At 43.0% G+C, this 23,784-nt stretch carries 21 protein-coding genes and 1 pseudogene; 4 read left to right on the top strand and 18 right to left on the bottom strand.

The window, feature by feature from the left end; genetic code table 11:
- Positions 1-2: 2 nt before the first annotated feature.
- From LLY41_RS22155 to LLY41_RS22200, 10 genes are all read right to left on the bottom strand, one after another.
- Positions 3-932, bottom strand: a complete 930-nt coding sequence (locus LLY41_RS22155) for a C40 family peptidase (protein ID WP_095245851.1) — start codon at positions 930-932, stop codon at positions 3-5.
- A 26-nt stretch (positions 933-958) separates the two neighbouring features.
- Positions 959-2,065, bottom strand: a complete 1,107-nt coding sequence (locus LLY41_RS22160) for a dipeptide epimerase (protein ID WP_304586634.1) — start codon at positions 2,063-2,065, stop codon at positions 959-961.
- Positions 2,066-2,078: 13 nt separating this feature from the next.
- Positions 2,079-2,999, bottom strand: coding sequence for a S66 peptidase family protein (locus tag LLY41_RS22165; RefSeq protein ID WP_095245849.1), 921 nt, complete (start codon positions 2,997-2,999; stop codon positions 2,079-2,081).
- A gap of 361 nt (positions 3,000-3,360) precedes the next feature.
- A complete protein-coding gene (locus LLY41_RS22170) occupies positions 3,361-4,986 on the bottom strand; it encodes a peptide ABC transporter substrate-binding protein (RefSeq protein ID WP_095245848.1) in 1,626 nt (541 codons plus the stop codon).
- A 113-nt stretch (positions 4,987-5,099) separates the two neighbouring features.
- The gene (locus LLY41_RS22175; protein ID WP_095245847.1) at positions 5,100-6,098 is read right to left on the bottom strand and encodes an ABC transporter ATP-binding protein; all 999 of its coding nucleotides are present in this window, start codon (positions 6,096-6,098) and stop codon (positions 5,100-5,102) included.
- Between the two features lie 4 nt (positions 6,099-6,102).
- Positions 6,103-6,996: an ABC transporter permease gene (locus LLY41_RS22180; protein WP_370460364.1), complete on the bottom strand. Its 894-nt coding sequence runs from the start codon at positions 6,994-6,996 to the stop codon at positions 6,103-6,105.
- Positions 6,997-7,058: 62 nt separating this feature from the next.
- Positions 7,059-7,991 (bottom strand): ABC transporter permease, encoded by a 933-nt coding sequence (locus tag LLY41_RS22185; RefSeq protein WP_095245845.1) that lies wholly within the window; start codon positions 7,989-7,991, stop codon positions 7,059-7,061.
- A 13-nt stretch (positions 7,992-8,004) separates the two neighbouring features.
- A complete protein-coding gene (locus LLY41_RS22190) occupies positions 8,005-8,829 on the bottom strand; it encodes a M55 family metallopeptidase (protein WP_304586635.1) in 825 nt (274 codons plus the stop codon).
- Between the two features lie 347 nt (positions 8,830-9,176).
- Positions 9,177-9,494, bottom strand: coding sequence for a DUF3870 domain-containing protein (locus LLY41_RS22195; RefSeq protein ID WP_095245842.1), 318 nt, complete (start codon positions 9,492-9,494; stop codon positions 9,177-9,179).
- A gap of 179 nt (positions 9,495-9,673) precedes the next feature.
- Entirely contained in the window at positions 9,674-10,861 is a 1,188-nt protein-coding gene (locus LLY41_RS22200; protein ID WP_304586636.1) for an alanyl-tRNA editing protein, read from the bottom strand.
- A 180-nt stretch (positions 10,862-11,041) separates the two neighbouring features.
- Between LLY41_RS22200 and LLY41_RS22205 the strand changes: the two genes are divergently transcribed.
- Positions 11,042-11,806: a general stress protein gene (locus tag LLY41_RS22205; protein ID WP_304586637.1), complete on the top strand. Its 765-nt coding sequence runs from the start codon at positions 11,042-11,044 to the stop codon at positions 11,804-11,806.
- 370 nt (positions 11,807-12,176) lie between these two features.
- Positions 12,177-12,665: a hypothetical protein gene (locus LLY41_RS22210; protein ID WP_251171118.1), complete on the top strand. Its 489-nt coding sequence runs from the start codon at positions 12,177-12,179 to the stop codon at positions 12,663-12,665.
- 52 nt (positions 12,666-12,717) lie between these two features.
- On the opposite strand, the gene LLY41_RS22215 is transcribed toward LLY41_RS22210, so the two are convergent.
- Positions 12,718-12,852, bottom strand: coding sequence for a BA3454 family stress response protein (locus LLY41_RS22215; RefSeq protein WP_095245838.1), 135 nt, complete (start codon positions 12,850-12,852; stop codon positions 12,718-12,720).
- Between the two features lie 54 nt (positions 12,853-12,906).
- Positions 12,907-13,476 carry a hypothetical protein gene (locus tag LLY41_RS22220; RefSeq protein ID WP_304586638.1) on the bottom strand — a complete coding sequence of 190 codons (570 nt, stop codon included), beginning with the start codon at positions 13,474-13,476 and terminating at the stop codon, positions 12,907-12,909.
- A gap of 178 nt (positions 13,477-13,654) precedes the next feature.
- Between LLY41_RS22220 and LLY41_RS22225 the strand changes: the two genes are divergently transcribed.
- Positions 13,655-14,878 (top strand): MFS transporter, encoded by a 1,224-nt coding sequence (locus LLY41_RS22225; protein ID WP_304586639.1) that lies wholly within the window; start codon positions 13,655-13,657, stop codon positions 14,876-14,878.
- 53 nt (positions 14,879-14,931) lie between these two features.
- On the opposite strand, the gene LLY41_RS22230 is transcribed toward LLY41_RS22225, so the two are convergent.
- Positions 14,932-18,018: an efflux RND transporter permease subunit gene (locus LLY41_RS22230; RefSeq protein WP_304586640.1), complete on the bottom strand. Its 3,087-nt coding sequence runs from the start codon at positions 18,016-18,018 to the stop codon at positions 14,932-14,934.
- 94 nt (positions 18,019-18,112) lie between these two features.
- On the opposite strand from LLY41_RS22230, the gene LLY41_RS22235 reads away from it, so the two are divergent.
- Positions 18,113-18,949: a TetR/AcrR family transcriptional regulator gene (locus tag LLY41_RS22235; protein WP_095245834.1), complete on the top strand. Its 837-nt coding sequence runs from the start codon at positions 18,113-18,115 to the stop codon at positions 18,947-18,949.
- Positions 18,950-19,005: 56 nt separating this feature from the next.
- Here LLY41_RS22235 and LLY41_RS22240 read toward each other — a convergent pair whose 3' ends face one another.
- The 5 genes and pseudogenes from LLY41_RS22240 to LLY41_RS22260 all read right to left on the bottom strand — a co-directional run bounded on the left by LLY41_RS22240 (position 19,006) and on the right by LLY41_RS22260 (position 23,634).
- The gene (locus LLY41_RS22240) at positions 19,006-19,644 is read right to left on the bottom strand and encodes an O-methyltransferase (RefSeq protein ID WP_095245833.1); all 639 of its coding nucleotides are present in this window, start codon (positions 19,642-19,644) and stop codon (positions 19,006-19,008) included.
- Between the two features lie 92 nt (positions 19,645-19,736).
- On the bottom strand, positions 19,737-20,774 hold the full coding sequence (locus LLY41_RS22245; protein ID WP_095245832.1) for a siderophore ABC transporter substrate-binding protein: 1,038 nt from the start codon (positions 20,772-20,774) through the stop codon (positions 19,737-19,739).
- 200 nt (positions 20,775-20,974) lie between these two features.
- Positions 20,975-21,742, bottom strand: coding sequence for an iron ABC transporter ATP-binding protein (locus tag LLY41_RS22250; RefSeq protein WP_304586641.1), 768 nt, complete (start codon positions 21,740-21,742; stop codon positions 20,975-20,977).
- Positions 21,739-22,692, bottom strand: a complete 954-nt coding sequence (locus LLY41_RS22255; protein WP_061793977.1) for an iron chelate uptake ABC transporter family permease subunit — start codon at positions 22,690-22,692, stop codon at positions 21,739-21,741. The genes LLY41_RS22250 and LLY41_RS22255 overlap by 4 nt, the downstream gene beginning before the upstream one ends.
- A pseudogene (locus LLY41_RS22260) lies at positions 22,682-23,634 on the bottom strand (ABC transporter permease). The gene LLY41_RS22255 and the pseudogene LLY41_RS22260 overlap by 11 nt, the downstream one beginning before the upstream one ends.
- Positions 23,635-23,784 lie beyond the last annotated feature (150 nt).

The raw sequence follows: 23,784 nt of genomic DNA on the forward strand, positions 1-23,784 counted from the left end.
GTTTATTCCCCCGTCTCTTGCCAGTAACGTCTAGCTGCACATAGTTCCTTTTCATAGATGGTATCTTTCAAGTCGATAATTTCGATGTTTTTACCGGTATTTGGAGAATGAAGCAGCTTTCCATCACCATAATAGATGCCTACATGATGGAGTTTGCCTTTTCCTTCTTCATAAGCAAAAAATAATAGATCCCCTGGTTCAATGGCATCCAGTTCGACCGGTTTCCCTGCTTCCGCCTGATCGTGGGCATCACGTGGAATGATCACTCCATTTGCTTTGCACATCGAATAGCTGAACCCTGAACAGTCATATCCATAGCTGCTCATGCCGCCCCAAAGATAGGGAAGGCCTATAAATTGTTCTCCCGCAGCAATGATGTCTCTTCCGCTGCCTTTCCGTATAGCCTCGATTGATTCAAAGACCTTTACGTCAGCAGATTTTAAGAATCCTTCTCCTTCAGGTGTCTGAACCTGGATCCAATCGGCTTCTTCTTGTAAGACTGGAAGTACGGTTTGATAGCTTAGAACAAGTCCCGGCTCTCTGTCAGTCGAATAGAGAGTTGCTTTTTTGTTCTGGATGACAGCAGCTTTTTCACTACTAAGCTTCCAATCTTCATTTTGAGTCAGCTGGGCCTTTGGCAACCAGCCAGGGTACCCTCTTTCATCCTTTGAGGAAGGCTGGCTCGGGACAACAACTTGTACCCATCCATCTCTCTCCTCCAATATATTCACTTCTTCTCCGTACAAAAGTTGTGATTGCACAAGATTCCCGTCGCAAAGCTCCAGCCGGGGCTCATAGGTGAGCTTTTCAAGCCAGGCATCCAGATTAACCGGGTTAGTGATGGCTTCAGTGTCCATTTCTCTTGATGAATCGCTAGCTGTCCACAAGGTCGCAGCCGGAACCGAAACCAGCCATTTCTGCTTAATTGCCAAACCGAATTCCTCCTCTTTAAAAATTCTCAGGATGTCAATTCCTGCTTGTTTACTGCTAATGATACATTTCTGATACCAAGGCCAGGTTCAGATGGCAGGGTAATTTTGCGGCCGGAATAGCGGATTCCGCCTTCCACAATTTCTTTTGCCATCATCAAGGGGGCGTCAAAATCAAAACGGGTTATATTCTTTTTGCTGGCTGCAAAATGGGCTGCGGCCGTAATGCCGATCTTGGTTTCAATCATGCTGCCTACCATGCATTCCATCCCGCATACTTCAGCGAGCTGATTAATGATCTGCGCCTGATAAATGCCCCCTGATTTCATCAGTTTGATATTAATCAGGTCAGCACTTCGCGTTTTAATGACATCAAATGCCTGCTTCGGTGTAAAAACACTCTCATCTGCCATAATCGGTGTATCCACCGCGTCGGTAACCTGTTTAAGCCCCTCTATATCCCAAGCCTTTACCGGCTGTTCGACAAGCTCAATGTTCAAGTCCAGTGCTTCCATTTTCCGGATGGCATAAATAGCATCCTTTGGTTTCCAGCCCTGATTGGCATCCAGGCGGATTTTAATTTTCGATCCTACCCGGTTACGGATTTCCCGTATTCTCTCTATATCTGTTAAAATATCATCCTTTCCTACCTTTACCTTAAGGACATCGAAGCCTTGCTGAACATAGGAAACCGCATCTTCTCCCATTTCTTCCGGACCATTGACGCTTACTGTATAATCCGTTTCCACCTCATTTTTATGTCCGCCTAAAAATTGGTAAAGAGGCAGTTTGCATTGCTGTGCAAGACAATCGTATAAGGCCATATCCACCGCTGCCTTTGCACTCGAATTTCCTATTAATGCGGACTGAATCCCCTGGAAGATCTCCTCATAGTTTAGAAGACTCTTATTGATCAGCATTGGCTTTAATACATGATGAATGGCTGACTCTATGCTTGACAGGCTGTCCCCGGTGATCACCACAGTGGGAGGTGCTTCTCCCCACCCGGCTATCCCGTTATCGCATGTTACTTTTACAACAAGTGTTTCAGCTGTCTCAACAGTTCTCAAAGCTGTTTCAAATGGTTTTTTCAGTGGTACCGCAGCTCTAAATGTTTCGATCGTGTTTATTTTCATCTATACCACCCTTTTACTTAACTCCGCTTTCGATTTTCAGCTTTTTACCGGCTGCATCCAATTCTGCCCTTACACCTAATGGCACAGAAATATGCGGAGAGCAATGGCCGATATGAAAGCCTTTTACAGCAGGCTTATTCACCCTTTTAATATATGTGTCCAGAACTTCATCCAGTTCCAGGGAAAGTTCTCTTTCCGGAACGCAATTATTAAAGTCCCCAATGATAAAGCCGGCCGCATCCGAAAGCTTCCCTGCCATATGGAGCTGGTTCAGCATGCGGTCGACCGCACGGGGCTCTTCGTTGATGTCTTCAATAAGCACAAGTTTATCTTTTGTATCAATTTCATATGGGGTTCCGATTGTACTGGCCATAAGAGACAGGTTTCCGCCCGTTAAGACACCCGCGGCACTCCCGTTCACCATCGTCTCCAATTCTGAAATTCCTTCTGGATAGTCAAGCGTGACCGGCTCAAATAACTGGTTAAAATATTGCTTGGATAGCGGATCCGCATCCTCTTTGCCAATATCAGAGGCGAGCATCGGCCCATGGAAGGTGACCAATCCTGTCTCTTGGCGGATGGCGGTGTGCAGGAAGGTTATATCACTGTATCCCCAGAAAATTTTCGGGTTTTCTTTTATCAGATCATAGTCAATTTGGGACGCAATTCTCCCGGTTCCGTAGCCGCCGCCTGCACAAATGATCGCTTTGACTTCCTTATCCGCAAACATGTTATGTAAATCAGCCAGACGGTCTTCATCCTTCCCGGCCAGGTAACCATATTGGTCTGCCACATGCTCGCCCATCTTTACCTTTACACCAAGCTCTTCCAAAAAAGACAGGGATCGTTTCAGGTTCTCCTGATTGGGCGGGCTTGCCGGTGCTATAATTCCAATCGCATCACCTTTTTTCAGGCGCTGAGGTTTGATTGCCATGCTGTCACATCCTTTTCGTTTTATAGCATTATATGCTCCTTCAGCAAAAGCATTGTTTGGGAAATGAAATGATTGTCGAGGATATAAGCTAAAATTCGGGAAAATATATTATTTTTCGGGAAATAACTCGAAAAGCGGAGAGCGCCCGCTTATCGGCGACAAGCTTAAGACAAGCGCTGGCAGAAGGCGTTTTTTGCCTTCATAAGTGATTGGCTTAAGACCTCGAGCCGATGGCGCTCGGAGCTAGACAGTTATCAAAGTTCAAAGATTCTTATTCATCAAAAAGTATATTCTTCTGAAAAAAGGGATGTTCACACGAACACCCCTTTTCCTGTCACTTTCACATCAAGCCGAAGAAGTATTACTTCTTATCTGCCCATTTAAGCTCCAGATATCCAACCGGATGGCGGACAATTCCTGAAACAGCATCATTATAGAGATATACCTGGTTGTAGAAATGGATAGGGATAATCGGCATTTCTTCGAATAAGATTTTTTCCGCTTCATACATCAGTTCAAAGCGCTTTGCTTCGTCTGCTTCATTCTTAGCATCCTTGATCAGCTGATCGTACTTATCATTGCTCCAGCCAGTGCGGTTCATGGAATGTCCTGTCTGGAAGTTTTCAAGGAAGTTGATTGGGTCAGCATAGTCAGCAAGGAATGAGCTTCGGGATAATTGGAATTTAAGCGCTTTTTGTTCTTCAGCGAATACATTCCACTCCATATTGGCAAGCTTCACTTCAACGCCAAGGTTTTCCTTGAACATTTGCTGAAGAGCTTCAGCGATCTTCTTGTGAGAATCACTTGTGCTGTACGTTAAAGTAACTTCAGGAAGTGTTTCATAGCCTTCCTCTTCCATTCCTTTTTTAAGAAGGGACTTCGCTTCTTCTACATTCGTTTGGACAAGATCTCCTGCTGTTTCACGGAAATCCTTGCCATCAGCATCCTTAAATCCATAGGCTACAAATCCGTATGCTGGCTTTTCTCCATTCTTGGTTACAAAGTCAACGATTTGCTTCTGGTCCACTGCCATTGAGAAGGCTTTACGGATGTTTTCGTTCTGGAATGGCTCCATATTTACGTTAAATCGGTAGAAATAATCACCGGCCTGGTCTTCAACCTTTGCTTCACCCAATAGCTTTTCGCTCAGCTCAGATGGAACAGCCGATACATCAAGCTCTCCGGTTTGATACATTTGGTATTCAGTATTGGTATCATCAATGATCGCCCAATTAATTTTATCCAGTTTTACATTATCAGCATCCCAGTATTGATCGTTTTTCTCCATTACAAAGTGGCTGTCATGCTCCCACTCTGTCAGGTTGAAAGGACCGTTGCCCACAAAAGATTCTGCTTCAGCAAACCACTTCGGGTTTTCTGTTGCTACTTTTTCATTGATCGGGAAAAATGCAGGGTTAGTGATTACACTTAAGAAATAAGCCTGCGGACTAACTAAAGTGACTTCAAATTTTTTATCATCAACTGCTTTTACTTTTACATCATCAGCTGATCCTTCCCCGTTGTTATAAGCTTCTCCGCCTTCAATGAAGTAGCCGAGGAAAGCGGCTGAAGAACCTGTATCAGGATTTAAAAGGCGCTTCCAGGCAAATTCAAAATCACCTGCTGTTACAGGATCGCCATTTGACCATTTGGCATCTTCGCGGATATGGAATGTATAAGTCTTTCCATCTTCAGATACATCCCACTTTTCGGCAATGGCTGCTTCCGGCTCATGATTTTTTCCCAGACGTGTCAAACCTTCCATCAAGTTGTTCAGTGCGCTCCAGGAAACAGAGTCAAAGCCGATTGGAGGGTCAAACGAAGTCGGCTCCTGGCCATTGTTTAAATAAAGCACCTTTTCAGCACTTTCTTCTTTCTTGCCATCATCCTTGCCGTCTGTTTCTTTGCCTGCATCTTCATTTGCCGTACAGGCTGCCATAACGAATAGCAACACACCTGCAAGCAGCAGCGATAAAAACTTTTTCATTCTTTTTCCCCTCTTAAAATATATTTCTTTATCTACCAGATGCCTGTCTGACAGCTGATAGATTCATAACTTTCGCAGTGCCGTACCGGGTATGGCACTGCGAAAGGAAGTACTTACTTTACACCTGCATGCATTTTTTGTGCCCGCTCATCCTGGAGCCAGCAGTCCACATGATGATCCCGGCTTAAATGCGTTTTATAGGGATAAACCCGGTCACATACCTCCATTGCATATTCGCAGCGGGCAGCAAATGGGCATCCAGCCGGCGGAGCGAATAAATCCGGCGGCGATCCGCCTATGGGAATAAGATCGGCACCATCCAGGTCAAGACGCGGAACGGAATTCAGCAGGCCCTTCGTATAGGGATGCTGAGGATTATAGAAGATTTCCCTTCGTTCTCCGGCCTCCACTATTTTCCCTGCATACATGACAGCGATGCGGTCTGCTACTTGAGCGACAACCCCCAGGTCATGGGTAATAATTATGATAGATACTCCAGTTTTTTTCTGGATATCTTTAAATAAATCCAAAATTTGCGCTTGAATCGTTACATCCAGTGCTGTAGTCGGTTCATCGGCAATCAGCACTTCCGGCTCACAGACAAGGGCCATGGCAATCACGATCCGCTGCCTCATCCCTCCGCTGAATTGGTGCGGATAATGCTTCAATCTTTCGGATGGATTTGGTATTCCAACTAAATTCAGCATTTCCAGGGCCTTTTTACGGGCATCCTGCCTTGATACGGTTTTATGCTGCATAATTCCCTCTATAATTTGCTCCCCGATGGTAATCGTAGGGTTTAATGCAGTCATGGGATCCTGAAAGATCATCGAAATATCGGCACCGCGGATATCCCGCATTTCAGACTCTTTTAGTTTTGTCAGGTCCTTCCCTTTAAATAGGACAGAGCCATCTGCTATTCTCCCGGGAGGAGATGGAATCAGCCGCATGATGCTCTGGGACGTTACACTCTTTCCGCAGCCGGATTCACCAACAATCGCCAGGGTTTCCCCCTTGAAGAGATCAAATGATACACCCCTTACAGCCTGGACTTCCCCGCCATAAGTGGTAAATGTGACATGCAGGTCTTTTACTTCTAGTACTTTCTCCATGCTGCTACCTCCTTAACTTCGGATCGAGGGCATCCTGCAATCCGTCTCCAAGCACATTAAATGAAAACATGGTCAGGGAAATGAAAAAGGCAGGGAAGAACAGGCGCCACCAGTGACCTGATAGAATCGTAGACAGTCCATCATTGGCCATGGATCCCCAGCTGGCAAAAGGCGGCTGAATACCTAATCCCAGAAAGCTCAGGAACGCCTCTGCAAAGATGGCTGATGGCACTGTTAAAGTCATCTGGACAATGATAGGGCCCATCGTGTTCGGCAGCAGGTTTTTCTTTATAATCCTCGATGTTTTTGTTCCGAAAGTCTTTGATGCCAGTACAAATTCATAGTTCTTGATCTGCAGAACCTGTCCGCGGACAATCCGGGCCATCCCGACCCAGCCCGTTACGGAAAGGGCGAATATAATGGTGAACAAACCAGGTCCCATTACAACACTGATTAAAATAACAACCAGCAAATAAGGAAGTCCATAAAGAATTTCCACTACCCTCATCATGGCATTATCTGTTCTGCCGCCTTTATAGCCGGCAATACCGCCGTAAATGACTCCGATTGCAAAATCAATCATGGCTGCCACGATTCCAACGAATAAGGAGATCCTTGCTCCGTACCATGTTCTTGCAAAAACATCCCGGCCTAATTCATCTGTTCCAAACCAGTATTTTGAAGATGGCGGAAGATTCTGATTGGCCAATGACTGCTGGGATACATTATGCGGAGAAATCATCGGGCCGAATATGGCCATAAAGGCTAAGGCTATAAGAAAGAATAGCCCTGCCATCGCCAGTTTATTTTTCAAAAGCCGGCGCCATGCATCCTGCCAATAAGAAAGGCTTGGCCTTACAACTGCTTCCGCTGCATCCTCGTCTTTGGCCTTTGGCATAAACCAGTCATCCGGAATATCGGGTGCAAGGTTGCGGTTATCATGCTGTTTGCGCAGTTCCATTAGCTCGCCTCCTTTTTATGAAGCTTAATTCTTGGGTCCAGAACTCCGTATGCAATGTCCACGAGGAACAGCATTATAATCAAAATCGAGCTGTAGAAAACGGTGGTTCCCATAATGACGGGATAATCACGCGTATTGATGCTTTCTACGAAATACTTTCCCATTCCGGGAATGGCAAATATTTTTTCAATAACAAAGGTTCCTGTCAAAATGCTTGCAGCAAGCGACCCCAATACGGTTACAACAGGCAGAAGGGCATTTCTCAGTGCATGTTTAAAAACAATTTTCACCGGTGACAGGCCTTTAGCCTTGGCCGTCTTGATGTAATCCTGTGTCAGAACTTCCAGCATGCTTGAACGTGTCAGACGGGCGATAATCGCCATAGGACCGGTCGCAAGCGCCAGAGTCGGCAGAATCATATGCTTAGGGCTTGACCAGGTAGCCACCGGGAGGATTGCCAGGTTGACAGCAAGCTGCTGAATTAATAGTGTGGCAAGCACAAAGTTTGGCACTGATATTCCCAGAACTGCAATGGTCATCGCTAAATAATCAATAAAGCCATTGTGCCGGAGAGCTGCGATGATTCCGAGCGCAATCCCTGAGATAACAGCCACAATCAAAGTGACGATTCCCAGTTCAAACGACACCGGGAACCCCCGTCCCAGCATTTCATTCACCGTCTGTGAGGACTTTTTAATAGATGGTCCAAAGTCAAATGTTGCAACGGATTTCAAGTACATCCCATATTGGACATACAGCGGTTCGTCCAAATGATAGAATTTCTCCATATTCCGCTGGACCGCTTCGCTGGTGTTTCTTTCTTCATTAAAAGGCGATCCGGGTATGGAGTGCATTAAGAAAAACGTCAGAGTGATAATGAACCAAAGTGTGACGACCATTGCGATGAGGCGTTTTATTATGTATCCAGTCATTCATTAACACTTCCTAACAGAATGTAGTTCTCATGGCCAGCTCAGTCATCACGAGCATAGCCTGGTATGCTTCAAGAATATCTTTAGCCTGATAGCGGACAATGGTTGTATTTTCTTCTATCTCTGCACCAGGCATTAAAGCAGCCCACTCAGCCTGGCCATAGTTGGCAAATTCAATTCTCAACACAGGGTTTTCCGGCGGCACAAGCGGCTTGACAAGCTCCTTTTTGCTAAGTGCCTCTGCCGCTTTTTCTCTTAAAAGCAGGCCCGCTTTCGCAGGAGTAAGCGATTTCACAGCAGACCGTGATATCGTCTCTTTTACAACAGCTGTTGTCACATTCGGGATTAATTTCTCTGCTTCCAGTGCCGCCTGGTCATCTCCGGCCACCATTAGAACCGGCACGCCATGATAGCCAGCCACATAAGCATTGAAGCCCATTTCTCCAATGGCATGATCATTGATGTACATATTTCTTACACCGAAGATCATGGAGTGGGACATAACCCCTTTCATGGAAGCACGTGCATGATATCCAACAAACATGGCACCAGTAAAGCTTGAGTCCAGGCCCTGAACCATTGAATATGGCTTAACATCACCCGTAATCAGCTGTGTCTCCGGGTGCATTCTTTCAATTAGCAGGTTGTTCATTTTCGAGTGGCTGTCATTGACAATCACCTCACTGCAGCCTTCTTCAAAGGCAGCTGTCACCACATGGTTTGCCTCATCAGTCATAATTACCCTGCTGCGTTCATAATTGTGCTTTGATGATCCGACATGTGTATGATCAGCCAGACCCGTAATTCCTTCCATATCAACAGATAGATAAAGCTTCATTCAGAATCCTCCAAAATATTATATTATTATAGTTTTCTATATTGTAGATCATTTTGATATTTTCTGTAAATTAAATCAGCAATTTATTTACCTTTTAAATTGTTATTAGCCTATCAATGTTGCCCGTTGATTTCCGCTCCAGGATGCTCAGCAAACCGCGGGGCAGGCGGTGAGCCTCCTCAACGCTTCGCGTCTGCGGGATCTCACCTGTCCCGCTACTCCCGCTGGAGTCTCGCACCTTCCGCTACAATCAACTCAGTAATTAATATACTAAATACAAAAAATCCAGCTATCGGAGATGTTCTCTGATAGCTGGATTTCATCTGCGGAAAACAGAAAAAGCAGCTTTATTTATTCATGATTTGTGTATATTTTATATGGGCGTTTTTAAAGGCAACTATCAGGGCCTTTTGCGAGGAGCCGAAGTAGCGGCTTTCGATTTCTTCTGATACTTTGTCTGCTTCCAGTATGGATTTGCCGACAAATATCGATTTAATAAACAATGAGGTTAAATTTATGGTAGATGAACATTCTGCATCTACTATTTCATCTGTTTCTCTGTCGATCACAAGGCCGATAAAAAAGCCATTGTATTTTTGCATAATCGGATTGTTCAATGATGTTTTGCTGTCTCCGATGATATAGACGGTATTTTGTCTGTACATGAACTTGCCTCCTGCAGACCCGGATATTATATGAGGCGTTTATGAGGTTATCATAAACATTCATTATAATGCATGGCCCGTACCAAAATTGTAATACAACAGAAGCTGTATTACAATCACTTTTCAATACTTTTCTAAATATTTTATCAATTGAATCCATCCATTGCATGCAGGTTCAATTATTTTTGCCCTGCAAGTCTCAATGCATATTCCAGCAGGTCCTCCCCGCTCATGAGCTTGTCTCCCCCACCCTGTGCAAATTGAGGATTCCCGCCGCCTTTGCCGTTAATTTTCTTCAGAAGTTCTGCTGAAAGGCTCTTCATATCAGATTCAGAATCTGCTCCCCTGGCACAGACAAATTGGAGTTTTTCGGCTGTTTCATTGATTAGGATCACATCGGCCGTTTCAGATTGAGAGGCGATTAAGCGTGCCAGCTTCTGCAGCTCCTGGATGGATCTCCCCTCAAAGACCTTACTGAGGCACTTCTCCTTTCCGGCTGTGAACATTTCTTTTGCTTCATAGTCTAATAGGGCTTCCTTTGCTGCTTCCAGCTGCTTCTCCAGTTCCTTTCCATTTTCAATCAGGCGGCTGGCCGCTGAAGGCAGCTCCTGCTCTGGTGCATTTAGAAGATGACTCAGATTCCCGGTAATTTCATGTTTGGACTGAAGCTGCGTGAGAATCCGGCTGCCGCAGATGAACTGTACGCGGATTTTCTTTTTTTGGCGCTCCCAGTCCAATATTTTCACCCCGGCTACCTGGCCGGTTGAAGATGGGTGTGTTCCGCCGCATCCGTTATAATCAAATTCCGGAATGATTACAAGCCGGATATCTTCACTGACAGACAGCTGCTTGCGGAGCGGGAATTGGGAAGCTTCCTCTGCATTCACCCACCTGGCTTCAATCGGGCGATTCTCAAGAATGATGTCATTAGCCAGTCTCTCCGCTTCCTCTGCGTGCCAGGCAGGCAGTTCACTAATTTCCAAATCAATGGTTAAGGTTTCTTTGCCTAAATGAAAGCTGACGGTTTTATAGCCGTAAAGCTCTTCAAATGCAGCCGATAATATATGCTGGCCGGCATGCTGCTGCATATGGTCAAACCGTCTGCTCCAATCGATCTCTCCTGATACTCCCGAATAGGAAGAGTCCAATTCTTTTTCTAAATAATGACGGATTTCCCCCTCCACTTCTTCGACACCCGCCACTTTTAGGCCGTTAAGCGTCCCCTCATCATGAGGCTGTCCTCCGCCAGTTGGATAAAAGGCCGTTTCTTTCAGGACGGCATATATCCCCCTGTCGTCTGCTGCCTGATATACAAGTTCTGTTTCAAATGTTTTGATATATGGGTTTTCATAATAAAGTTTTTTCATAGAGAATCAACCTTCCTTGTGCCTTTTCTATTTTTAAAACTACCGATTATGCAGTTACAGGTCAAGCCAGCTATTAGTCAAGGGGAAATTAATAGTAATTTTATCCACTCGGTTTATGAGCGTAATGAAAAAGGTATGTACACCAATAGATAAGCAAAAATTATTAAGGAGATGATGAACATGGCAACAAACAAACATATTGTAGGTGCATACGATACAGAACAGGAAGCTATTCAAGCGGTTGAAAAGTTAAGAGCAGAAGGTTACCGTCCTGAAGATATTTCCGTAATCAGTAAAAATAAAGACGATGTGGATGCCGTTACAGAAGAAACAGGCACAAAAACGGAAGAAGGATTAGCTGCCGGAGCAGCTACTGGCGGTGTTCTGGGAGGATTAACAGGTCTTCTGGCGGGTGTAGGTGCATTGGCGATTCCTGGAATCGGACCAATTGTGGCTGCCGGACCAATTGCTGCTACATTAACAGGAGCCGCTGTTGGTGCAGGTGCCGGCGGTATTGCCGGAGCATTGATCGGCATGGGCATTCCAGAGGAAGAAGCACATCGCTATGAAGCAGATGTCAAATCAGGAAAAATCCTTGTGTTAGTCGATCCTGATGCGAAGTCTGCAGACTTTACTGATGGCTATACAAATACGGACCGTTCCATTGTAGATGGAGATAGAACAACGTACACAAGCACTGATCCTTTAAATCCAGGCGAGCTTGATCGCGGAACGAACGCTTTTAAGGATAACACCAGAAACAGCAGCGGTGTTTGGACAGATGAGAATCTGGATCTAAACCGACCGCTGAGCGGAAACCCTGAAGATCTGAGCACAAATGACCGCACGGTTTCGGCCTATAACGATGATGTCGATACCCGCAATCGAGATGCGTATGATTTTAACAATGTGAGGGAAAACCGCAATAACCCTTATAAAGGATAATGGAAAAAGAGCTATTCCCACCATGGGAGTAGCTCTTTTTTTGATATAGAGATTCACAGCAGTTAATCGTGAAGAAATTCCATATTTTTCATCTTTTTCCTCCTGGTTTTCAAAGCTATACTTAATTGTAATGAATGGAAAAATAGTAACTTAGCGGGGGGAAATGCTAGTGAGAAGAGTGTTGCCGGCACAAATTATTTCTCATAGTCAATTTGGTTACAGGAAAATACCATCAAGTGTCCGATGCGAGTGCCCTAAATGCAGTAAGCCTAGCCTTTTTACAATAAAGGCGAATTATAATCACACAAGCAAGTCAAGCATACTTTCCCATGGAAATTGTTCGGCCTGTAAAAAGGAATCCGTTTTTATCATGATACTCAATCAGGATGATCAATCAAGCGACGAGACGATTCTTTATATCTATGATCCTAATTCAGCGAAGGAGCTCCTTACTCAGCTGGAGAAAATAAAGGAAGTGCCGGGTGACCTGACACGCGCCTACCGATCAGCTTTAAATGTCAGCTATTCCAAAGATACGATTGCAACAGCTGTTATGTCCAAGCGGGTCCTTGAGAGTATCCTGAAAAATTTTCTTGGTGAAGAGGTCAAAGGGCAAAACCTTTCAAAGCAATTTGAACTGCTGCCAAAACATGTTGATTTAGCAAGGCCCCTGCAGTCTTTAAGCCAGCTGGCACAGCCAGGCAGCGCCTTTTACGAGATGCTTGATCTTGAAAAGGATATTGATCTGGATATGGCTTCCCTATTGATGGAGCTTTTAGAGAGTTTAATAGAGTACTTATTTGTCCTGCCAAATAAAATTGAAATGCTGCAGCAAAAACTAAATCAAAAACTTCACTGATCCCATATTTAACCCCCTTATCTTCACTGATTAAGGGGGTTCTTTTTTACTCTTAATTATTCAACTGTCTTCTGATCTGGTCTTCTGCCTGCTTTCGTATTTCATCCTCGGCGGCTTCTTTATTTGTGATGATATTTGTTTGATATTTTAAACCATCATAGTCAACTGTAACTGTAATTTCTTTCATTTTTCCTGATCCTTTCCTGATGTTTTACTATATAAATACCAACAAAAGGACGTTTTAAAACTTCTCTATGCCTGTTTGCTCTTCCAAAATACGGGCCAGCCTTTCTTTCATTTCCTCTTCCGTAACAACCAGACTGTGGCTGAACATTTTTGTTTTAAGGATGAGTTCGTAGCCTTCATTTACTTCCGGAGAATATCCATAGTATTTGTGGTCTAAATCTATTTTTTTGAACTGGAAGGATTTCAGGTTTTTCCATGGAACAAACCTGCTTCCGCTTATAAAGCCGTCCTCATAGACGGCAAAGACATTCAGAAGATCTTTGGCATTGATTAAAGGGATGAATAGAAGATAGAGATAGGTCCAGCTGAAATTCACAGTATATTTACCGAATATAAACATAGCGATTAGAAATACCAGCATGACAGCATACATAGTAAGCCCCAGCTTGTTCTTGGTGATAACAGGGCTTTCCGCTGTTTTTTGGGGGAATTTCCTTACTGCTCTCAGATCATTCTTATCAGTAGGAATAAGGGCAGTCTTCTTCATTTTAGTTAGAAGGATAATGTAGTGATAGCTGAAATAGATAACAATGAACAGAAATATGACCTCGAATAGCAGTTTCATCGCACCCGCCTCCTTAATCATCTTTACGATTCTCAATAGAAAAAGTTTCATCAATGAAAAAATATGATTGTGCAAACAAACTAATTTGAATATAATCTAATTAGATGTGTATCTAACCGTTTACTTTTGCTCGCAAATTAGATAACTATCTAATCAACTTTCGCTGAGGTGCGATAACATGACAAATTGGACTGTATGGAAGCAGGAGAAAAATTATCAAAAGCTCTTTTGGGCTGGCGTCATTAATGGAATTGGAAATCGATTTACACAGGTTGCTCTGCTTGCGCTGCTCTACCACGTAACCGGCTCCGGAGTCGCAATCGGACTTTTATTTGCCATTCGCATGGCACCTTTTTTCTTCATTGCTCCAATAGGGGGCATGCTCGCAGACCGCTTTTCAAAGAAAGCCATTCTGGTGACCGTGGACCTGCTGAGAGTTCCGGCGGTCCTCTGCCTTCTTTTCGTAAGGGAACCAGGCGATCTATGGATTGTTTATTTAAGCGCACTCCTGATCTCAATGGGCGAAGCCATCTATTCACCGGCGAGGATGTCTGCTATACCTGCCCTTGTAAAATCAGATAGGCTGATATATGTAAATGCGATAGAACAAATTATGATTGGTGCCGTCCTCATTATTGGATCAAGCACCGGCGGGATCCTCGCCTACTTTCTCGGAAACCATGCTGCTTTTATGATTAACGGCCTTACCTTTCTGTTATCAGCGTATCTGATCTCCAGGATGGTTTTTCCGTCAGTTTCTAAGGAACATAGAAGAAAACCGGGAACATCGGCAGACCTTTCACCAGGGAAACTGATTCTTGGCTCTTCCGCACTGATTGCCTTTTTTATAATGATGCTGACCATGCCGCTCGCCAATGGCATAGACAATATTCTGGTCAGTATATACGGACTGGAAGTTTTTGATATGGGTGAGCTGGGTGTGGGATTTATGTATGGCGCACTGGGGATTGGCCTTATTCTAAGCTCCTTTTTTTCTCATATGTTGAAGCGCGGCCTCCTGGCACTTGCGATCATTTTTATCGCTTTAGAAGGCGCCGGCCATGTTTTACTGAGTCTCGCGCCAAGCTTTTATGCAGCTCTTTTCACTGTCGTGCTGATCACCTTTGCGGGCGGAATCGGCAACATCTGCCTCGATACCGTGATGATGAAGTTCATACCCAGATCCAGACAGGGAACTTTTTTCGGTTTAATGGAGATGATCTCAAACCTTTCCCTGGCTGTCTCCATGGGTACAGCAGGATTTTTGCTTGAGATATTTGCTCCAAGGACCCTTAGCCTGATCATTGGCCTGGCCTATCTTATTTTCGCTGTTATATATGCACTTTTATTTGCAAGAGTCGATCTTGTAAAAGAAAAGAGAGCGTTTATCAGGGGGATTTAGTTGAATAAAGGGAAAAGCCCTGCAGGCATTCATCTATCCTGCAGGGCTTCCTTTTAGTTTTCTTCGATTTCTCTGCGGTTTTTCTTAAACATTTTCGATAATACTTCGTATACAATCGGCACAATGATCAGAGTCAATAGTGTCGAGCTTGCCAGACCGCCGATAACGGTAATCGCAAGACCTTTGGAGATAAGACCTCCACCTCCGCCGGATCCGATGGCCAGTGGAATTAATGCACCAATTGTCGCAATGGCTGTCATCAGGATAGGGCGAAGGCGGGTTGCTCCCGCTTCAAGCACGGCTTCCCTCATGACGAGACCGTCACGTTCCATATGGATGATCCGGTCTACCAGAACGATGGCATTGGTTACGACGATACCAATTAGCATCAGCATTCCCATCATGACCGATACAGAAATGGTTTCACCGGCAATTAATAAGCCAACAAACGAACCAATCACGGCAAATGGAAGGGAGAAGAGAATCGCAAATGGCGCCACTCCTTCACGGAATGTGACAACCAGAATAAAGTACACAATCGCGATCGCAGCAAGCATCGCAGCGCCCAGCTGTGTGAATGTCTCATTCATATCCGCCTGAACGCCGGCTACACCTACTGTTACCCCTTTCGGCAGATCCAATTTATCAATCGCTTCATCTGCTGCAGAAGTAGCCTTTGAGATGTCATCGCCTTTTACCTTGCCTGATACGGTTGCGTAGTACTCGCCTTTACTGCGGGCAAGCGTGTTATGTGTTGTACCCTCTTCCACTGTGACCAGTTCGGAAAGAGGCATCGTTGTACCCATTGCTGTCGGCACTTGAGTCTCCAGAATATCATCAATGGATTTCGGCTGTTCCGCCTGCTCCTGCTGGACGATGACTTCAAGGGTCTCACCCTCTTTTTCAATCGTTGTCAAAACATCCTTGGTGTTTGAAGGATTCAGCATCATGACAATTTGACCTGCTGTCAGACCGTACTGCAGCAGTTCATCCTGCTCCACATTGAAGGTATACTCAACAAAGGCATCTTCTGCACTTGAAGAAACATCCTCCAATTCTTTATTTTCCTTCAACACGTCTTCTACCATTTTGACAGCGTCATTCACTTTATCTAAATCTTCACTGTAGAATGTGTAGCTGACGTCATTGGTTGAACCGGACATAGAGGTGAAGCTCTGGCTCTTCCACTCACCAGATTGTCCGATATTAAACACATAATCTTCTATTTCTTCACGGACTTCAGGGAAATTATCCATTTCAGGGTCAAAGATCAGGTACATTAAAGCTCCGCCTGCACCTCCGCCCATCATGGCAGACATTTGGTCCGCTTCTTCGGTTACAGATATTTGAACGATGTCAATATCATCACGTTTAAGCATTTTTTCTTCTACTGCTTCAACGTTCTTTAATGTTTCTTCTTTCAGTTCTCCAGCCTCAGGTGTGTACGTTAAGTACATCACTTTTTCTTCTTCGCTGCCCATAAAGCTGAATCCGATCATTGGTGTCAGTGCTAAGCTTCCTGCCAGCAGGACAACGGCAATGATGGAAGTAATAATCTTATGATTAAGAGTCTTCTCAAGTATGCCTTTATACCAGTTTGACAGCTTCCCAGCTTCTTTGTGGCTGCCTTCCGTTTTCTCACTATATAATTTCTTTTTGAACAGGAAGTGAGATAATGCCGGAACAATGGTAATCGCAACAAGAAGTGAAGCACCCAGCGCGAAAGTCATGGTCAAAGCGAATGGAGTAAACAGCTCGCCGACCATTCCTCCGACAAAAATGAGCGGTGCGAATACAGCAACGGTTACCAATGTCGAGGAGAGGATTGGCTTGAACATTTCAATCGTAGCTTCTCGAATAAGGGCGCGCCCTGTCAGTTTTTCTTCCTTCAGATGAAGGCGGCGGTAAATATTTTCAACGACTACAATGGAGTCATCAATAACACGGCCAATGGCAACCGTAACGGCTCCCAGAGTCATGATGTTCAGTGTAATATCCATCCAGTGAAGCAATAGCAGCGCCATAAAAATGGAAACTGGAATTGATACGATGGAGATGATCGTTGATTTAAAATCACGCAGGAATAGCAGAATAATCAAGACTGCGATCAGCCCGCCGAACACGGCCTTTTCGATCATAGTTGAAACGGATTCTTCAATTGGCTCACCCTGGTCAAGTGAAACATCAATGACAAGGCCTTCAATCTTTTCCTTTTCTTCCTTGATTAATTCTTTGACATTGTTGACCACTTCAACAGTGTTTGCCTCCTGCCCTTTGACGATTTGAATGGCAATGGCATCATCACCGTTTGTACGGGATACAGATTGCACTCTGCCGACCGTATCAATCTTGGCAATGTCACTCAGCTTCACAAAAGGTGACTGGTTTTGTGCGGTTGGTGTTACCGGGATGAGCATGTTCTTTAATTCATCCTCAGTCATGAACTTGCCGTCCACTGCGACAGCCTGCTCACCTTCTTCAAATTCGTAAAGTCCCAATGAAACAGCCATGTTGCTTGCCTGAATCATTTCCTTTACTTTATCTTCGGTGAGCTCAAGCTCAGCCAATTTTTCTTCGTTGTATGTGAGCTGCACTTCTTCGACATGCTGGCCCGTGATGGTCGCTGATGCTACACCATCAATTTTTTCAAGTTTTGGCAATATAATCTCTTCTACCGTTGAGGTTAATTCCACAATATCCTCAGTTTTGCTGCTGACACTAAGCGCAGCAACCGGCATCATGTTCATGCTGATGGCCGTAATGGTCGGTTCCTGTGCTCCTTCCGGCAGCTCCACTGCATCCAGAGCTGATTGAAGAGCACGCTTGGCTTCGTCCATATCAATACCAAATTCATATTCCACTTGGATATTCGACATGTTAGAATATGAATTTGAGTAGACAGATTTAACGTCTTCAAGGCCTTCGACGGCTTTTTCTATTGGGATGGATACATCATCCATTACTTTTTCAGGAGTTGCCCCCGGATATACATCCATTACCATTAAATAAGGAATTGAGACATCCGGAATAGTCTCCATATTCATCCGTGTACCTGAATAAATGCCAGATACCGTGATAATAATTGTTAACAGCCAGACTGCAAGTTTATTCTGCAGGACAAAATTCACTAACCCTTTCACTTGTGCACCTACCCTAAATTGACTTATTAGACTCAATTACATATAATAATGACCAGGTGGTCATTTGTCAATCATAAAGGAGTGACATTCTTACATGAGCAAGAAGCAATTAATTATGGAAAGCGCTATAGAACTCTTTGCCAAGCAAGGATTTGAAGCCACCTCTGTTCAGCAGATCACCGTTCACTCCGGTATTTCCAAAGGAGCTTTCTACTTATCATTCAAATCAAAAGATGAATTGATCATGGCTTTGATCGATCAGTTTATGGATCAGTTTGTCTCAGATATTGACCGAATAGTCAAAGACCCGAATAACACAGGCGGAGAGCTTTTAAGGAAGTTTTATTACACCACTTTCCACTCCTTTCAAAAGCATTCTGACTTCGCCAAGATTTTTATTAAGGAACAAGCGCATACGTTTAATGAAGAGCTGCTGTCAAAGGGGCGCCACTTCGACCAATTAATCAATGATATCACCCTATCGATGCTGAATCAGCTATATGGTGAGGCTGTCCAGCATACAAAATATGATTTAATTTATTGCATTAAAGGCTTCATGCATGTGTACTCTCATTTATTTCTATTTTTCAATATACCTTTGGATTTGGACCTTCTGTGCCGGTCACTCGCGGAAAAAACGGACCTGCTGGCAAAGCACTCAGAAATTCCGTTTATAACAGACGAGCTCTACGACACGTTAAGGAAGGCCGGACATGAAGAGATGACAGACGGGCAAATAATTGAAATCATAGCGCAGAAAATAGAGGAACTTGAAGATTCGATTGAAAAGGAATCCCTCATCCTCCTAAAGAAGGATGTACAGGAGCGCAGTCTGAGTCCCGCTATCGTACAGGGGCTGATTACAAATATCAGAAACAGCCCTCAAAGCAGATGGATTGCTTATCTGCTTTTAAATTACTATGATCTTTAGAAAATAAAAGGCAGAATGCTTTAGCGAGCATTCTGCCTTTTGAGTTTTGTAAACCTTTATTTAATTACTTTTGAGATTGTCAGTCCATCACCAATAGGAATAAGCACCGATTCCAATTGAGGATGGTCAGCCACTGTTTTATTAAATTTTTTCATGAATTCAGTATGACGTCCAGGTTCAGCACTCTCGTCTGCTACACTGCCTTTGGCCAATACATTATCACAAACAATTAAAGCCCCATTTTCCGCTAGTCTGATGCAATAATTCAGATAGTTTTCGTAATTTTCTTTATCCGCATCGATAAAGAAAAAATCAAATTGCCGATGATCGCTGACAAGCTGTTCGAGGCTTTGCAAAGCGGGGCCGATCAAATAGGATACTTGATCACCAAACCCGGCTTTTCTCAGATTACTGTGTGCTAATTCTGCATAACTCTCTACGAGTTCAAGAGACGTTAAGTTTCCTGCCCGATTAAAACCCCTCGCTAAACAAATGCCGCTATATCCCCCAAGCGCCCCAATCTCAAGGACATTTTTTGCTCCTGACATAGAAACCAGCATCGAAAGAAACTTACCAGTAGCAGGAGAAACGGATATGGGTCGCATACCATTCTCTTTTATAGAAGCAAGAACTTCCTCCAGAATATCATCCTGGCTGCAAAAAACTGAATCGATATATCTATTAATTTGTTTCATATTTTCCACCCCATATTAAAATGGATTATTCTTATTAAAAAGGGCTGCCAGAGAGTCAATTCAGATTCTCCAGACAGCCCCTTACACATAGATTATTTCAGCTCAGCTAAGACTTCTTCAATTTTAGCAAGCTCTGATTGTAAACCGCCTCCGCTCAGGTACCAAAGTGGTCCATCCAAGTAAACGATTTTTTTATTTTTATAAGCATCAGTTTTCTTAACGATTTCATTTTCCATATCATCTTTAATGTTAGAGTCGCCGCCAACCGCTGCTGTACGGTCAATTACGAATAACACTTGTGGATTAAATTCCAGGATCGCTTCAAAGCCGAAGTTAGAACCATGAGAAGAAGATTCGATATCTTCTGTTACCGGCTTGAATCCATATATGTCATAAATGTAGCCAAAACGGGAATTAGTTGAGAAACCTGATAATTTCCCTTCATTGTACATAGTTACTAAAGTGCTTTCATAGTTTCCCGCTAAAGCTTTGATATCTTCTAAAGCTGAATCATATTTTGCTGTGTATTCTTCAGCTTCTGCTTCTTTATCAAACATTTTCGCTGCCAGGTCTACAGAAGTTTGGAATGTGTTCCAGTAGTCAGCGTCAGAAGTACCAACAAATACGACAGGGGCAATTTCTTTTAATTCTTCATAGAATGCTGACTGGCGCCCGGAGATAAAGATTACATCCGGATCCATTTCAGCAATATCTTCAAGTAATGGTTCTTTTAATCCGCCAACACTTTCATACTCATCTGAAGCATACTTTTCAAGGTGTGCAGGCAGGGTAGAATCCTTCGCAACACCGACAATTCCTTTAACCCCAAGAGCATCTAATGTATCTAAGAAACCATAATCAAATACAGCAATTTTTTCCGGCATCTTTTCAAATTCTACATCTTCAAAATTAGTTGTACCGCCCTCATTGCCTTCTACTGAAGCAACTGTCGGGGAAACAGTCATGGGATATACAGAGCTTCCTTCTTCAGTACCAGCTCCATTTGTTTCTTCAGATTGGCCAGCTGCAGCTTTATCAGCTGATTCCTCTTTTGAAGCTTCTTCGGCAGATCCACATGCGGCAAGCATTAATACCATAGCTGTTAACATTGCATAAAATATCTTTTTCATTTCTCTTAACTCTCCCTTTTTATATTTTATTGATATCGATTATCATTATCAATTATGTTGATAATTATTATTGAATAATCTTTATTAGTCAATAACTTTTCGTAAATTTTATTAAATTATTTTCCAGTATTACAAAAACCTGACACAAAAGATAAGCTATCCCTGGAGAAAGACAACCAATTTCTCCAAGAATATGCTGCTTATGTATGTGAGTTAAAATAGACACAGATCCTGCAGCCATTCTGTTCTTGTATAGGAATATCCATATCATAAATTTCACGAAGCACATCAGAATTAATGATTTCCCGGGTCGGCCCATTTTTCATCAGCCGGCCATTTTTTAACGCTACGATACGATCAGAATAAACAGATGCAAAATTTATGTCATGCAAAACAATGACAACTGTCTTTCCAAGTTCATCAACCAGCTTGCGCAAGATTTTCATAATCTGAACAGAATGCTTCATATCCAGATTATTTAAAGGCTCATCCAGCAGGATATAATCCGTATCCTGAGCAATGACCATGGCAATAAATGCCCTCTGCTTCTGACCGCCTGATAATTCATCTAAATACTTAGTTTCCATATCAGCTAAATTCATATATTCAATGGCTTGATCAACAAACTTTTCGTCTGCAGCGGACAAACGTCCTTTTGAATAGGGGTAGCGCCCAAAAGACACCAGCTCACGCACTGTTAATCTCACATTAAGGTAGTTGGCCTGTTTCAAAATGGATACTCTTTTTGCAAAATCCGAAGACTTCCACTTTTTCACATTATTTTGATCGAGTAATACCTCACCTGTATCTGCTTCTAATAAACGGCTTACCATAGAAAGAAGTGTTGATTTACCAGCGCCATTCGGTCCAATAAAAGAGGTGATGGTCCCTGGCTCGATTGTGACTGTAACATCCTCTACAACAGGCTTTTTACCAAATTGTTTTGTTAATCCTTTGATTTCAATCATCCTGCTGCCCTGCTTTCCTTAAGTAATAGATAAATAAAGTAAATTCCGCCAACAAAATTAATAATGACACTTAATGTGGTACGCAGTTCAAATATATGCTCCACAAGGAAATTACCGCCGACCAAAGCAATGATACTGATCAAGCTTGCCCCTAAAATATGAATGGAGTGTTTATATGTCACCAGATATTGATAGGAGAGATTGGCCACAATCAGTCCAAAAAAGGTAATGGGACCAACCAGTGCAGTTGATGTAGCGATTAAAACTGATGATAAGATTAAAATTCTCATCACCATACCGTCATAGTTAATGCCAAGATTCATCGCATTTTCACGGCCAAGCGACATCACGTCCAGTTTCCCCATAATAAGGTAGCCATAAAGAAATGCCAGAGCAAGGATGCCAATTGAAATAAATAATAACTCCGCTTTTACATTTGTAAAGGTCGCAAACAGCCGGCTTTGAAGACTTAAATATTCGACTGGATCGATCAATACCTGCAGGAATGTGACAAAGCTCCCCAGGAGTGTTCCTATAATCATCCCTATTAAGAGAAGAAAATAAATGGGATGTTTATCAGCCCTGAACAAAAACCGGTATAAAATCAGGGCAAAAATGACCATGGCTAAAATGGCTGCGCCAAAGTTCAAGTATTTATTTAACACCCACACTGACATCGACCCTGCAAAAAAGTAGATTAATGTCTGTACCACTTGATACATGGAATCAAGGCCCATAACAGAAGGTGTTAAAATGCGGTTATGTGTAATGGTCTGGAACACAACTGTGGAATAAGCAATGGCGATTCCTGTAATAATCATCGCTGTGACCCGGAGCATACGCTTTGGAAAAGCATAATCAAAGCCGCCTTTAATATCATAAAAGCCATATAACAAAATAAACACAATGGCCATCGCTGCTAAAATCATCAATTTTGTACTATTTCGCATATGCTCTCCCCTTAGCAGCATCGTTAAGAAGATAGCACTGCCTATTACTGCCACCGTTACATTAACCGGAATTTCATAAGGATGAATGATGATGCGCCCCAAAATGTCACATATTAATAGGAAGACAATTCCCAGCACCGCTGTATGCGGAATTGTTTTGCGCAGGTTGTCACCTAAATATAAGGAGACAATATTGGGAACGATTAGTCCTAAAAATGGAATAACTCCGACAGTAAGAACCACTGTTGTTGAGATAACCGCAACAAGGACCAGGCCAATATTCAGCACCAGCTTATAGCTTAAGCCAAGATTTCTTGCAAAATCCTCACCCATTCCGGCAACCGTAAATTTATTCGCATATAGATACGCCAGAATAATAGCGGGAATACTGACATATAAAAGCTCATAACGGCCGGCAATAATCAAAGTAAAGCTTCCCATTAGCCAGGAAGATAGATTTTGCAGCAGATCAGCTTCATATCCAAGAAACGTTGTAATTGAAGATAGTATATTTCCATACATAATTCCGATTAACGGAACGAAAATAACATCTTTAAATTTTATACGATCTAAAATCTGCATGAAGAGAAATGTACCTGCCAAAGCAAAGGCAAAGCTAAAAATAACCTGCTGTGTATACGTGACATTCGTAAAAAACAGCATGGAAATTAAAATACCCAGTTTTGCTGCATCCAATGTTCCGGCAGTTGTTGGTGATACAAACTTATTGCGGCTTAGAGACTGCATGATTAAACCGGCAATACTCATTCCTGCCCCCGCTAATATAATCGCCAATAGACGTGGAATGCGGCTGATAAGGAAGATGTGTGTTTCATCTGATTCCCAATTAAGCAGATCCTTAGGCGTTATATCTATGGCTCCGATAAACAGCGAGATAAACGACAGAACAATGGCTGCAATTCCTAACATCCATAATCTCATTAATAACCCTCATAACATGTTTAATTTCTATAAAACTACTTTAAAAGAATGATAATCATTATCATTAAATAACAAAAAAAAGAACCTTTATATGTATAGTACACTATTGAAAATGATTATCAATCTCTAACACATTTAATGTATCACAAA

Source organism: Cytobacillus firmus (assembly GCF_023612095.1).
Classification (GTDB): Bacteria; Bacillota; Bacilli; order Bacillales; family Cytobacillaceae; genus Cytobacillus.

What these genes read in the sequence shown, in the direction of transcription:
- LLY41_RS22160 (WP_304586634.1), bottom strand. Translation starts at nt 2,065, where the DNA reads ATGAAAATAAACACGATCGAAACATTTAGAGCTGCGGTACCACTGAAA.
- LLY41_RS22165 (WP_095245849.1), bottom strand. Translation starts at nt 2,999, where the DNA reads ATGGCAATCAAACCTCAGCGCCTGAAAAAAGGTGATGCGATTGGAATT.
- LLY41_RS22170 (WP_095245848.1), bottom strand. Translation starts at nt 4,986, where the DNA reads ATGAAAAAGTTTTTATCGCTGCTGCTTGCAGGTGTGTTGCTATTCGTT.
- LLY41_RS22175 (WP_095245847.1), bottom strand. Translation starts at nt 6,098, where the DNA reads ATGGAGAAAGTACTAGAAGTAAAAGACCTGCATGTCACATTTACCACT.
- LLY41_RS22180 (WP_370460364.1), bottom strand. Translation starts at nt 6,996, where the DNA reads ATGCCAAAGGCCAAAGACGAGGATGCAGCGGAAGCAGTTGTAAGGCCA.
- LLY41_RS22185 (WP_095245845.1), bottom strand. Translation starts at nt 7,991, where the DNA reads ATGACTGGATACATAATAAAACGCCTCATCGCAATGGTCGTCACACTT.
- LLY41_RS22190 (WP_304586635.1), bottom strand. Translation starts at nt 8,829, where the DNA reads ATGAAGCTTTATCTATCTGTTGATATGGAAGGAATTACGGGTCTGGCT.
- LLY41_RS22195 (WP_095245842.1), bottom strand. Translation starts at nt 9,494, where the DNA reads ATGTACAGACAAAATACCGTCTATATCATCGGAGACAGCAAAACATCA.
- LLY41_RS22200 (WP_304586636.1), bottom strand. Translation starts at nt 10,861, where the DNA reads ATGAAAAAACTTTATTATGAAAACCCATATATCAAAACATTTGAAACA.
- LLY41_RS22205 (WP_304586637.1), top strand. Translation starts at nt 11,042, where the DNA reads ATGGCAACAAACAAACATATTGTAGGTGCATACGATACAGAACAGGAA.
- LLY41_RS22210 (WP_251171118.1), top strand. Translation starts at nt 12,177, where the DNA reads ATGATACTCAATCAGGATGATCAATCAAGCGACGAGACGATTCTTTAT.
- LLY41_RS22215 (WP_095245838.1), bottom strand. Translation starts at nt 12,852, where the DNA reads ATGAAAGAAATTACAGTTACAGTTGACTATGATGGTTTAAAATATCAA.
- LLY41_RS22220 (WP_304586638.1), bottom strand. Translation starts at nt 13,476, where the DNA reads ATGAAACTGCTATTCGAGGTCATATTTCTGTTCATTGTTATCTATTTC.
- LLY41_RS22225 (WP_304586639.1), top strand. Translation starts at nt 13,655, where the DNA reads ATGACAAATTGGACTGTATGGAAGCAGGAGAAAAATTATCAAAAGCTC.
- LLY41_RS22235 (WP_095245834.1), top strand. Translation starts at nt 18,113, where the DNA reads ATGAGCAAGAAGCAATTAATTATGGAAAGCGCTATAGAACTCTTTGCC.
- LLY41_RS22240 (WP_095245833.1), bottom strand. Translation starts at nt 19,644, where the DNA reads ATGAAACAAATTAATAGATATATCGATTCAGTTTTTTGCAGCCAGGAT.
- LLY41_RS22245 (WP_095245832.1), bottom strand. Translation starts at nt 20,774, where the DNA reads ATGAAAAAGATATTTTATGCAATGTTAACAGCTATGGTATTAATGCTT.
- LLY41_RS22250 (WP_304586641.1), bottom strand. Translation starts at nt 21,742, where the DNA reads ATGATTGAAATCAAAGGATTAACAAAACAATTTGGTAAAAAGCCTGTT.
- LLY41_RS22255 (WP_061793977.1), bottom strand. Translation starts at nt 22,692, where the DNA reads ATGCGAAATAGTACAAAATTGATGATTTTAGCAGCGATGGCCATTGTG.